7 protein-coding genes are annotated in these 12993 nt (G+C 64.8%); all 7 read right to left on the bottom strand.

The window, feature by feature from the left end; all coding sequences use genetic code 11:
* Positions 1–990 (bottom strand): BPSL0067 family protein, encoded by a 990-nt coding sequence (locus I6J77_RS00750; RefSeq protein ID WP_204110170.1) that lies wholly within the window; start codon positions 988–990, stop codon positions 1–3.
* On the bottom strand, positions 987–3020 hold the full coding sequence (locus I6J77_RS00745; protein WP_204110169.1) for a fibronectin type III domain-containing protein: 2034 nt from the start codon (positions 3018–3020) through the stop codon (positions 987–989). The genes I6J77_RS00750 and I6J77_RS00745 overlap by 4 nt, the downstream gene beginning before the upstream one ends.
* A gap of 39 nt (positions 3021–3059) precedes the next feature.
* Positions 3060–3773, bottom strand: a complete 714-nt coding sequence (locus tag I6J77_RS00740) for a transposase (RefSeq protein ID WP_204110168.1) — start codon at positions 3771–3773, stop codon at positions 3060–3062.
* Positions 3774–3966: 193 nt separating this feature from the next.
* Positions 3967–4287, bottom strand: a complete 321-nt coding sequence (locus I6J77_RS00735) for a hypothetical protein (RefSeq protein ID WP_204110167.1) — start codon at positions 4285–4287, stop codon at positions 3967–3969.
* 67 nt (positions 4288–4354) lie between these two features.
* Positions 4355–6091 carry an RHS repeat domain-containing protein gene (locus I6J77_RS00730; protein ID WP_204110166.1) on the bottom strand — a complete coding sequence of 579 codons (1737 nt, stop codon included), beginning with the start codon at positions 6089–6091 and terminating at the stop codon, positions 4355–4357.
* A 320-nt stretch (positions 6092–6411) separates the two neighbouring features.
* On the bottom strand, positions 6412–9579 hold the full coding sequence (locus tag I6J77_RS00725) for an efflux RND transporter permease subunit (RefSeq protein ID WP_204110165.1): 3168 nt from the start codon (positions 9577–9579) through the stop codon (positions 6412–6414).
* A 144-nt stretch (positions 9580–9723) separates the two neighbouring features.
* Positions 9724–12894 carry an efflux RND transporter permease subunit gene (locus I6J77_RS00720; RefSeq protein WP_204110164.1) on the bottom strand — a complete coding sequence of 1057 codons (3171 nt, stop codon included), beginning with the start codon at positions 12892–12894 and terminating at the stop codon, positions 9724–9726.
* Positions 12895–12993 lie beyond the last annotated feature (99 nt).

Here is a 12993-nt window from a genome sequence, read left to right as displayed (position 1 = left end):
TCAGGGAACGATAATGACGTGATAAGCCGACGCACTGTTTGCCATGGAGTGCCCATAGTCGGAGTTGAAGGGCATTTCCCTTATCGATGGGGGATGGGCCGGAGTATTCGTTGGTGGTCCGTAGGCTGGCCATTGATCCAAAATCAGAATGCTCCCCGGCTTACTTCCTTGCCCCATGTAAATTCCCGAGTTTTGATCCCCGTTTGTGGGGTACTTGCCATTACTCCCGAAGGTAGCAATCGCCGTGCCGATTGGGAGGGAACTGTTACCCGATACAGCCGCTCCTTTCTTCCAAACCTTTGTAGGGGCCGTGATACCCGAGAAATGCTTGCATGCCGTCACGCATTGGCCTTCCGTGTCATTCGGCAGATGAAGAACTTGGCCATTGGTTCCACCGTGTGTCCTGTTGTATATCTCTGAGCCAGGACCTGTTGGAGCAATGTAGGAACCATCGGGCTGCCGACCTGTCTGTTGTTGCGCCTGGTTGACATGCCCATCTGCCTCTCTAGATTTCGCAAAAGTTGCGTGTTCACGCCCGGCAATGGAGCCGCTATCTAAACAATCGCCATCACCGCCACCCATAAACGACCTCGTGCACCGCCCAGTCGGATCGTCATTAACGATCGGATTGTTGTTGGCATAAGCATACGGATTAAACCCAAACACATCCCCCGGCGTTGGCCCCACCGGATCCACGCTAAGCATTCGTCCCATCGGATCGTAATACCGCGCCTGCATGTAAACGAGCCCCGTTTCCGGATCGTTCACGTGCCCGGTATACCCCACCCCATCCGGTGCCGCCCCCATGCTCGTCACCGGCACCCCGTACGGCGTGTACTCGTAGGTGGCGATGATGTTGCCTTGCGCGTCGGTCTTCGCCAGCACCGTGCCCTGAGGATCGGTGTAGTAATGATGGTGCGTGCCGGCGTGTACCAGCGGGGTTGCCAGCAAGACCACCAGCCACATCAAGCATTGCGCGTACCGGATCATGGCGTCGGCTCCTGGTCGTCAGTGGGCGTGTCCTCTGGCTCCGTCAGCGGCATATCCAGCCCGGAATTCAACATGATGCTGCCGTATGCGCCGAATGCCGAGCAGCCCGCACTGCTGCATGCTTTTACCCGGAACGTCACCGTGCCGCTGGCGTAGATCAACTCCTGCCACGACGTGGCCGAGCCGTTGTTGATGACGATCACGCCATCCTGCGGATGCGTCTCTTCCAGCTGGTAGCTGGTGGCCCCCGTCACGGCTGTCCAACTTACATTCACCACCGGCTTGTAGGATGGCCCGCTGATACTGAGGCTGGGCGCGCCCGGCGTAGCCGGAATCAGGGTGACCGCAATGCTGCCGGTACCGCTCCACGCCCCGCAGCCACCGGCATTGCATGCCTGCACCCGGTAACCGTACGTGCCATTGCCCTTGCCGCTGAGCGCCTTGCTGGTCGCGCTGCTGCTCTGGATCGTCGCCCAGCTAGCGCCACTGACCTGCTCCTGCAAGGTGTAGCTGGTCGCGCCGCCCACCCCGCCCCAGCTCACCGTGTAGCTGCCCGTGCTGCTGCTGGCCGGCACGCTCAGGCTCGGCGCCGTGGCCGGCGGGATCGTCACCGTCACCGCACTGCTGGCCTTGTATGCGCTGCAACCGCTCGCGTTGCATGCCTGCACCTGGTACGTGTAGCTCCCACTGGCCGTGACCGTGCGGGTGCTGCCGGTGGCCGCGCCCGTGTAGACACTGCCCCAGCTGCCGCTGCCCAGACGCTGCTGCAAGGTGTAACTGGTCGCCGTGCCGCTCGCCGCCCAGCTCACCGCGATGCTGCCACTGCTGGTCGCCGGCACGGTGATGCTCGATGGCGCCGCGGGTGGCAGCAGCACGGTGGTGGTGTCGGTGGCGCTCCACGGCCCGCAGCCACTCACGTTGCATGCCTGCACCCGATAACCGTAGCTGCCGTTGCCCTTGCCACTGATCGCCTTGCTGGTCGTGCCATTGTTCTGGATCGTGGCCCAGCTGCCGCCGTTGACCTGTTCCTGCAAGGTGTAGCTGACCGGCCCGGGCACGCCGCTCCAGCTCACCGTATAGCTGCCGCTGGCACTGCTGGCCGGTGCCGTCAGGCTGGGGGCCGACACTGGCGGATGGGTCACCACCAGCGTCGCACTGCCGGCCTGCCAGGCACTGCAGCCATAGGTGTTGCAGGCTTGTACCTGATAGACATAGCTGCCGTCGACCAGCCCGGCGATCGCCGTGCTGGTGCCGCTGCCGTTGTAGGCCGCACTCCACGTCGTACCGCCGTTGCCGCTCTGCTGCAGCACGTAGGTCGTGGCGAGGCTGGCCGCACTCCAACTGATCGTGACGCTGCCGGTGGCGCTGGTCGCCGGCACCGTCAAGCTGACCGGCACATCCGGCACCACGCCGTAGGTGGTGTCCACCGTCACGGCACTGGAGGCCGCCCAACCGCGACTACCGGAGGTGTTCTTCGCCGACACCTGGTAGGTGTAGCTGCCGCTGGTGGTGCCCGGACGGCTGATCGACGTGGCGGCCGTGTTGCTGGCGATCGTCGTCCAGCTGCCGCCGTTGAGGCGCTCCTGCACGTCGTAGCCGGTCGCGCTGGCCGGTGCCGTCCAGCTCACCGTGTAGCTGCCGTTGATCGTGCCGCTGGGCACGCTGACCGTCGGCAGTGCCGGGCGCACGCCCAGCGTGGCCGACGTGGTCCAGCCGCCGCAGGTGGTGCCCACGCACCCTTCCACCCGATAGACGTAGCTGCCACCTTCCCTGCCGCTCAGCGCCTTGCTGGCCGCGCTGCCGCTGTAGACCGTGGTCCATGCGCCGCCGTTGGCGCTCTCCTGCAAGAGATAGCTGGTGGCGGCGGGTACGACGCCCCAACTGACCGTATAGCTGCCGTTGTTCGGCGCGGGGTCGAAGCTGACCGCACCGGGCGCCACCAGCAGAAGCGTCTCGTTATCGGCCACCAGTTTCCGGCCCAGGTAAATGAAGTTGGTGGTGCGCGCCTTGCCGGGCTCCACCTGATACATCAACGAAGGCAAAAGGAAAGGCAAAAGGGGTCAGAGACATTATTCACGACCGACCCCGGTAGCTCGGGCCTTCCCTGGCGGCCAGCCTCGCGGCCTTATCGTCGCGACGCGTCGCAGTTCTGCCTCAATGGCGTTTTGAAACCGGCTGCTTCCCAGGGCGCGCTGCTGTTGGACGTAAGCGCGAATCTCGCTCATTCGGTCCTCCCCGATCGCTTCAAGAAACAAGGCACGATAGGCAGCGCACCGCTCATCAACTGTCGCACCCAACTGAGCATACGCGTCGTGCGGGTGAACGAGACGGTCGGTCACGCCCTCCGCGTTGGCGCGGTAGCTTGACCAGGCGTAGTCGCTCGGCACCTCCACCATCGCGGCGCGCACGGGGTTGAGCTCGATGTAGCGGTAGCAAGTGAGCAGGTAGCGCTCGCTGTCGATCAGGCAGGACTTGTAGCGCCCCTCCCAAAGCGTGCCGCTGCGCCGATAGGTCGCATTGAAGTAACCCACATAGCGGCGGCCGAGAGCTTGCATCGTTCGCGCGACCGCACCGGTCACCTCCGGCGTCATCAGCAGGTGCACGTGGTTGGTCATCAATACATAGGCGTGGACTCGACAACCATGTGCCAGCGCCGCCTCGCCGAGCTGACTCAGGTAGCACCGGTAGTCCTGCAGGCGCAGGAAGCACGGCTGGCGATTGTTCCCGCGCTGGATGACGTGTTGCGGAACCCCGGGCAAGTCAAGACGGCGCTGACGTGGCATGACGGCCTCCCGCCATCTTCTGACCAGCCCCATCCTCGCAGCCCGAACCAAGCCCCACCATCAGTTCAGACCACCACTCCTCGTCGGATAATGTCTCTGACCCCTTTTGCCGCAATCAACTCGGTGTGCCGACATGAATTCGTGGGGAAACCTCAGGACCTGACCCTAAGGCTTCACAAAGCTTTTTTTATTTCTAGTTCCAGATCACAACTGGCGTTCCGGGTACTCGCATCTGCATTGCCTCCGGCCCCGTATAAGCCTCATCTTGCATATTCACCTTAAGCAAAAATTTGCCCCCAAATTCAATGATAACCGCATCATCAGTTTCGTTTACATATGTTACAGCGCTACCAATCAATAGATGCGCCTCGCTTAAAGTGAATCCCGCCAACTCGTACTTATTGTAAACGGCGAGACTAGCTCCATTTTCAAAGGCGATTCCGGCATCGTCACCAGTCAAAACGGCATCAGAAACGCTTAAACCAAGAATGGCACTCAATTTTGACTTATTCATCACAGTCCTGGCTATTCAATTGGAAAGTGCGATTGAGAATTTGGCAAAGTCTGACCACTGTATGGGTCTACCCCTTGCGGCTTGGGTGATGCCGAGTTTTCATACTTGATGTATCCCCCTGGATAACCGGGACTTCTACCCTAGCTGGAGTTGGATTCATTATCCTAATAGTCGAAACTTGCCCATTGGAGCCACCAGATCCGCCAGTGAACGAAATTCCCGTTTGATTTCCAGAATTATTAATCACCGGCTTTGGCCCTTGAGCCCCTTCCGGAATGGGAAAGGCGGTACCATTCGGCGACACAACAAAATTAGGAGCTTGCTGCCCAGCTGTCGGCGTATCAGGATTTAGACATTGAGGCGTCCCGTTCTTTTGCAAATTGGATAAATCGCTTGAAAGTATATCATTTGTGATATCTGTATAATATGGCCCACCCGCGGGCCCTGAAACAGATGGCAACTGATAGTTTGGATCAATGCTGCGTATCTGAGAAACCAGATCTCTTCCAACGGCCTCATTCATAGCGCTCCGCAATGCAACACCCGGTGTTTCCACACGACCCTCTTTTACATCTTCCACCGGATCGGTTGCACGACCGTCCGGGTCGACGTTAATAATCGGATTATTATTGGCATACGAATATCGATTAAACCCAAACATATCCCCCGGCACCGACCCCACCGGATCGACGCTGAGCATATGCCCCGTTCCCGCATCGTAATACCTCGCCTGCATATAAACGAACGCCGTCTCCGGATCATTCACATGCCCGGTAAACCCCGGCTGGCTCTGGTTCGGCCCGCTGGACAGACTGCCGTACGGTGCGTAACTGAAGCTCGCCGTGACATTGCCGCTGGCATCCGCCTCGCGCACCGGGCTGCCCAGCCGGTCGGTCAGCAGGTAGGTGACGGTGTTGCCCTTGTGCCGCGCGATCAGTTTGCCGTTGAGGTAGATGTAGTTGGTGCCCTGCCCGGTGGCCGCGTCGTAGCCGAACATCAATTGCCCGGCCTGGTTGTAGAAGCTGTAGGTAGCTGCCGTAGCGCCGCCCACGGCGGGCGTCTTCATGATCCGCCGCCCCGCCGCGTCGTAGGCGTAACTGGCCACGCCCGGCACCGCCAGCAGCTGGTTCTTCGCGTCGAAGCTGTACTGGGTGGTGACGCCGTTGTAGGTCATCGCGGTGCGATTGCCGCGAGCGTCGTTCTGGTAGGTGGTGAACGGAGTGGTGCCGAACGTCACGCTGGTCAGGCGGTTGTTGGCGTCCACGTGCATGTTGATCGGAAAGCCGATGTTGACGTTCTGGCGCAGGTTGTTGAGGGCGTCGTAGGCGTAGGACTGCGTACCCCACGCATTCGGCGCGATCGCCGAGATCAGCCGGTTCAGCCCGTCGTAGCCCAGGGTCTGGTTGTTCTGGCCGTTGACCAGATCCGTGACGCTGGTGAGGTTGGCGTCCTTGTCGTAAAGGTAAGCCTCATTCAGGCGCTGCGTACCGCCGCGGGCATAGCTGAGGCCGGACGGCAGCAGACGCGTGTTCTTCTGGATCAGGGCGCTGATGCCGTTGCCCAACAGGTGGCCCTGTTCGCTGTCGTCGGGAAAGTAGTGCACGCCGCTGGCGTAACTGCCTGCCTGGGTGGCGCGGCCCAGTGCATCGGGTGCGTAGGCGACGCCTTCACCGGGGCTGCCCGGGTAGCCGATGGCCGATAGATGGTTATAGACATCGTGGGAGTAGCCGATGCCCCAAGCGTTCTGGCCATTCACCCACAGGGCCTCGCCGGTGATGTTTCCACGGGTGTCGTAGTTGGCCACCACAGGCTGATGCCCGAACTGGCGCTGGCGACGTGGCCTCGGGTGTCGCACGTGTACGTCGTGCCCTGCGTTCCCGTCGGCGGACTGATCGTCAGCACCCGGTTCATCGCGTCGTAGGTGCGAGCGGTTTTGGCCGAGGCGGCCACCTGATCCTGGCTGCTTGATGCTCGGGCTCGTGGAAAGACTCTGCCTCGTCGCGGCGCCGTGTCAACGAGCAAGTTCTTGCGACAAGCGCAGTTCAGTCCGCAGCACGCGGCATGCTTCAGAGCCGGAATGCACGCAGGGACTCGGCCTTCCGAGTGGTCAAGACATGCGCAGTCTCAGCCTGCAACCTGCACCTTGCCCAGCGCCTTCAACCGCTTCTTCTCCGCCCGGCGCGCCTTGCGCGCCGCCTTGCGGATCTTGCGGTCGTGGTTCCACAGGTAGATCGCCGGGGTGCTCAGCAAGGTCAGCAGCTGTGACACCAGCAGGCCGCCGACGATGGCGATGCCCAGTGGCTGGCGCATTTCCGAGCCGATGCCGAAGCCGATCGCCAGCGGCAGCGCAGCGCCCATCGCGACCAGGGTGGTCATGGTGATCGGGCGGAAGCGCACCAGTGCCGCTTCGCGGATCGCCTCGGGCGCGGACAGGCCGCGTTCGCGTTCGGCGACGAGGGCGAAGTCGACCATCAGGATCGCGTTTTTCTTGACGATGCCTATGAGCATCAGGATCGCGATGATCGCCATCATCGAGATCTGCGTCTGGGTCACCAGCATCGCGAGGAAGGCACCGGCGCCCGCGGCGGGCAAGGTGGACAGGATGGTCAGCGGGTGGCCGAGGCTTTCGTAGAGGATGCCCAGCACGATGTACATCGCCAGGATCGAGCCGAACAGCAGCACCATGCCGTTGGACTGGAACTTCTGCAGGCGCTCGTTGGCGCCGGTGTACTCGACCTTCATGCCGTTCGGCAGGCCCACTGCGAAGGCGGCCTGCTCGACCAGTTTCACGCCGCGGTCCTGCGGCACGTCCTTGGCCAGGTTGTAGGTGATGGTGGACGCTTCCAGCTGGTTGTGATGGCGCACCCGCAGCGGGGCGATGTTCGGCGCGATGGTGGCCAGCGCGGACAGCGGGATCATCAGGCCCTGCTCGTTGCGCACGCGGATGTTCAGCAGCGACTCCGGGCTCACCGTCTGCGCCGCGGCGGCGCTGAGCACCACCGCGTACTGGTTGATGTCGGAGTAGATCTGCGAGACCTGGCGCTGACCAAACGAGTTGTACAGCGCCGAGTCGATCGTGCCCACGCCCACGTGCAGGCGCGCCGCCGCCTCGCGGTCGATCTTCAGCAGCTGCTGCTTGCCGACCTGGTCGAAGTTGCTGCCGACGTCGCGGAACTCCTTGATGGTGCGCATCTGCCGCACCATCTTCAGCACCCACGGCTGCAGGTCCTCGCCGTTGTTGCTGACCAGCTGGAATTCGTACTGGCCGCCGCCGTCGCCGCTGCCACCGCCGCCCAGGAACTGCGCCGCGCTGACCGAGACTTTCACGCCGGCCAGCTGGTCGTACTGCTTCGACAGCCGCTCGACCACCTGCTTGATGCCTTCCTCGCGCTGGCCGGGGCCGTGGCCGCGGGGCTTCAGGTCGACGAACATCTGCGCGCTGTTGCCCACCGCGCCGCCGGCGTTGTTGCCGCCCAGCATGGTCAGCTGGTCGAGCACGGCCGGGTCGGCCTGCATGATCTTCGCCACCGCCAGCGTGCGCTCGGTCATCTGCGCCGGCGAGATGTTGGCGTCGGCGTTGACGTCGACCTGCAGCTGGCCGGTGTCCTCGTCGGGCATGAAGGTGCCGCCGGCGGTCTTGGCCACCGCGAAACCCAGCGCGAAGGTGAGGAACAGCAGCAGCAGCGGCTGCCAGCGCATGATGCGGCGATGGTGCATCGCCCAGTCCAGCGCGCTTTCATAGGCCCGCGACAAGCGGCGATCGAAGCTCTCCACCGCCCGTTCGATCCGGCCCGGCGGCTTGCGGGTCGCCGGTTCGTGTTCCAGCATCCACGCGCACAGGGCCGGCGTCAGGGTCAGCGAGACCAGCGCCGAGATCACCACCGCCGCGGTCAGCGTCACCGAGAACTCGCGCAGCAGCATCACCAGCATGTTGTTGCCGAACAGCAGCGGCGCGAACACCGCCACCAGCGACAGGGTGATCGAGATCACCGTGAAGCCGATCTCGCGCACGCCGGTCAGCGCCGCCGCCATCGGCGGCTCGCCCCGTTCCATGTGGCGCACGATGTTCTCGATCACCACGATCGCGTCGTCGACCACGAAGCCGATGCACAGCACCAGCGCCACCAGCGACAAGGTGTTCAGCGTGTAGCCCAGCGTCCACATCACCACGAAGGCGCCGGCCAGCGACAGCGGCACGCTCAGGGTGGCGATCAGGGTCGGCCGCAGCCGGCGCAGGAACAGCAGCATCACCAGCACCACCATCACGATCGAGATCAGCAGCGCCACCTGCACCTCGTGCAGCGCCGACTTGGTGGTCTGGGTGAGGTCGAACACCGGCGACATCTCGATGTTCGAGGGCAGCGACGCGCGCAGCTGCGGCAGGCGGGCGCGGATCGCCTCCACCGTGGCCACCGCGTTCGCTTCCGGCCGCTTGCTGATCTGCAGGCCCACGGTGTGCTGGTCGTTGAACCAGGCGGCCTGGTATTCGTCCTGCTGGCCGCTGTACACCTTCGCCACGTCGGACAGCCGCACCGGCGTGCCGTTCTTCACCGAGATCAGCAGGTGCGCGAACTCGGCCGGAGACTGCAGGCCGTCGGTGGCGCTGACCGTCATCCGGGTGCGGCCGTCGCTGAGCATGCCCTGCGGCGAGGTGACGTTGGCCGCGCGCAGCGCATTGGCCACGTCGTTGGCGGTGAGGTTCTTGGCCGCCAGCGCGGTGGTGTCCAGCTCGATCCGCACCGCATGCGGGGTGCCGCCGAACACCTGCACCTGGGCCACGCCATCGATCTGCGCCACCGCGGGTTTCAGCAAGGTGTCGGCCAGGTCGAACAGCTGGTCCTGCGGCATCCCGCTGGAGGTCAGCGTGATGAACAGGATCGGGATCTGCGAGGTGTCGAACTTGAAATACTGCGGCGGCGAAGGCATCCCGCTGGGCAGGTCGACCGCGGCGGCGTTGATCGCCGCCTGCACGTCGCGGGCGGCGCTGTCGGCGGTGCGGTCCATGGTGAAGCGCACCATCACCGAGGCCGAGCCCTCGCTGGCGTTGCCGTACATCTCGTCGATGCCGGGAATCCGCCCCAGGTGCCGCTCCAGCGGCGCCAGCACGGTGTTGGCCATGGTCTGCGCGCTGGCGCCGGGCTGGTTGGCCACCACGTAGACGCCGGGGAAGTCCAGCGACGGCAGCGCGGCCACGCCGAGCAGCAGGTAGGCCCACAGGCCGGCCAGCATCAGGCCGATCGCCAGCAGCGAGGTCCCGACCGGGCGGCGGATCAGTGGCGCAAAGACATTCATCGTGCCGGCACCCGCAGGCGGCGGCGAAGCAAGGTGGCGACGTGCAAGGCGAGAGTTCCGTTCATGCGGGCTTTATGCCCGCCCGGGGGGCGCGGCGAATGTGCCTGAAGTCCACACCCTGCCGGAAGGCAGGGGTGGCGGAGATCATCGTGGCAAGGCCGGCATCTGCTGCTGCAGCGCCCGCTGGCGCCGGATTTCGGCGCGCAGCTTCTGCCGCGCCGCCTTGCGCTCGCGCCGGTCATGCTGCCACAGGTAGATCGCCGGCGTGCTCAGCAGGGTCAGCAGCTGCGACACCAGCAGGCCGCCGAGAATGGCGATGCCCAGCGGCTGGCGCAGCTCCGAGCCGTAGCCGAAGCCGATCGCCAGCGGCAGCGCCGCGCCCATCGCCACCAGGGTGGTCATGGTGATCGGGCGGAAGCGCACCAGCGCCGCCTCGCGGATCGCCGCGGGCGGCGACAGCCCGCGCTCGCGTTCGGCGACCAGGGCGAAATCGACCATCAGGATCGCGTTCTTCTTGACGATGCCGATCAGCATCAGCACCGCGATGATCGACATCAGGGTCAGCTGGGTGTGGGTGACCAGCATGGCCAGGAAGGCGCCCATGCCCGCCGCCGGCAGGGTGGACAGGATGGTCAGCGGATGGATCAGGCTTTCGTACAGCACGCCCAGCACTACGTACATCACCAGGATCACCGCCAGCAGCATCAGCAGCGCGTTGTTCAGGGCGTCCAGCAGGTTCTGGTTGTCGCCGGTGTACTTCTTCTGCACGCCGGGCGGCAGCCGGGCGGCGAAGATCGCCTGGTCGACCAGCTTGAGGCCGTCGGCCTGGCTGATGCCCTTGCCCAGGTTGTAGCTGATCGAGGCGGACTCCAGCTGGTCGAAGTGGCTGACCGTGACCGGCGCCAGGTGCGGCTCGATCTTCGCCAGCGCGGACAGCGGAATCATTTTTCCCTGGCTGTTGCGCACGTAGACGCCCAGCAGGGCCTGCGGGCTCAGCTCGCCGGCCTGGTCGGCGGTGAGCACGACCCGGTACTGGTTGATGTCCGAATAGATGATGGAGACCTGGTTCTGGCCGAACGCGTTGTACAGCGCCGAGTCGATCTGGCCCATGCCCACCTGCAGCCGCGCGGCGGCATCGCGGTCGACCTGCACCATCTGCTGCTTGCCGATGCCGTCGAAACTGCTGCTGACATCCTTGAACTGCGTCATCCCGCGCATCACCCGCGCCAGTCGCAGGGTGGGCTCCTGCAGCGGCGTGCCGTCGGTGCTGTTGAGCTGGAACGAATACTGGCCGACGCCGCCATCCCCACCGCCGCCGCCACCGCCGCCGAAGAACTGCACCGCGGACAGCGACACGTCGAGGTCGCTGACGTTCTTGAAGTGGACGGCCAGACGGTCGACCACCTGCTGCCCGCTGACGTTGCGCTCGCCCACCGGCTTGAGGTCGACGAACAGGACCGAGTGATTGCCGACCGCGCCGCCGCTGTTGCCGCCGCCCAAGATGGTCGAGACGTCCAGCACGGCCGGATCGGCCTGGATGATCGCCGCCATCGCCCGCGTGCGGCTGGCCAGCTCGGCGGGCGAGATGTTCGCCGCCGCGCTGATCCGCGCCCGCAACAGGCCGGTGTCTTCCTTCGGCATCAGCCCGCCGCCGGCGGTGATGCCGACGGCGATCGCCAGCACCACGGTCAGCACCAGCAGGATCGGCGGCTGCCAGCGCATCACCCGACGGTGGTGCATGGCCCAGTCCAGCGCGCGCTCGTAGACGCCGAGCATCCAGCGGTCGAAACGTTCAGCCCATCGTTCCAGCCGGCCCGGCGCGTGCTCTTCGGGCCGCTCCTGCAGCAGACTGCGGCCGCACAGCGCCGGGGTCAGCGTCAGCGAGACCACCGCGGAGATCACGATGGTCGCCACCAGGGTCACCGCGAATTCGCGCATCAGCACGGTGAAGATGTTGTTGCCGAACACCATCGGTCCGAACACCGCCACCAGCGACAGCGTGATCGAAATGACGGTGAAGCCGATCTCGCGCACGCCGGTCAGCGCCGCCTGCAGCGGCGCCATGCCGCGCTCGATGTGGCGCACGATGTTCTCGATCACCACGATCGCGTCGTCGACCACGAAGCCGACGCACAGCACCAGCGCCACCAGCGAGAAGATGTTCAGGGTGAAGCCCATCATCCACATCACCACCAGCGCGCCGGCCAGCGACAGCGGCACGCTGAGCATCGCGATCAGGGTGGGACGCAGCCGGCGCAGGAACACCAGCATCACCAGCGCCACCATCACGATGCTCATCAGCAGGGCCACCTCGACCTCGTGCAGCGCCGATTCGGTGGTCGGGGTGAGGTCGAAGATCGGGGTGATCGTCACGTCGGCGGGCAGCAGGTTGCGCAGCACGGGCAACTGCGCGCGGATCGCGGTGACGGTGGCCACCGCGTTCGCTTCCGGCCGCTTGCTGATCTGCATGGTCACCGCGCGGGTGCCGTTGAACCACGCCGCGGTGTACTGGTCCTGCTGGCCGCTGCTGATCGTGGCCACGTCGGACAGCCGCACCGGCACGCCGTTGCGGCTGGAGATGATCAGCGAGGCAAAGTCCTGCGGGGTGTGCAGCGCGTCGTTGGCGGTCACCGTCATGCGGGTGACGCCGTTGCTCAGCATGCCCTGCGGCGAGGTGACGTTGGCCGCGCGCAAGGCGTTGGCGACGTCGTTGGTGGTCAGCCCCTTGACCGCCAGCGACGAGGCGTTCAGCGCGATGCGCACGGCATGGGGCGTACCGCCGCTGACCTGCACCTGGGCCACGCCCGGTATCTGCGCCACCGCCGGCTTCAGCAAGGTGTCGGTGAGGTCGAACAGGCGGTCGGGCGGCAGGCTGGTCGAGGTCAGCGAGACCAGCAGCACCGGCACCTGGGAAGTGTCGAACTTGAAGAAGCCCGGCGGACTGGGCAGGCCGGGCGGCAGATCGGCGGCCGCGGCGTTGATCGCCGCCTGCACGTCGCGCGCCGCGGCATCGGTGGTGCGGCCGAAGTCGAACAGCACCTGGATCTGGGCGCCGCCTTCGCTGGCGCTGGAGAACATCTGCTTGACCCCGGGGATGCGGCCCAGGTGACGCTCCAGCGGCGCCACCACGGTCGATGCCATGGTCTGCGCGCTGGCGCCGGGCATCTGGGCGAAGACCGCCACGCCGGGAAACTCGATCGACGGAAACGCGGCCACGCCCAGCAACAGGTACGCCCACAAGCCGGCCAGCATCAACCCGATGGCGAGCAACGAGGTGCCGACGGGGCGGCGGATCAACGGTGCGAAAATATTCAAATGGCCCTCCCTGATGCGCAAGCATAACGGGAGCGCGCCACCGATCGACAACCGCGGTGGTCCAGGCGGAGCAAGGCGGTCGGCGAGAACCGATCGCGA

This window comes from Rhodanobacter sp. FDAARGOS 1247 (assembly GCF_016889805.1).
Taxonomy (GTDB): Bacteria; Pseudomonadota; Gammaproteobacteria; order Xanthomonadales; family Rhodanobacteraceae; genus Rhodanobacter.
Note: the sequence above shows the minus strand (reverse complement) of the source record. Positions and strands in the feature narration are given on the sequence as shown.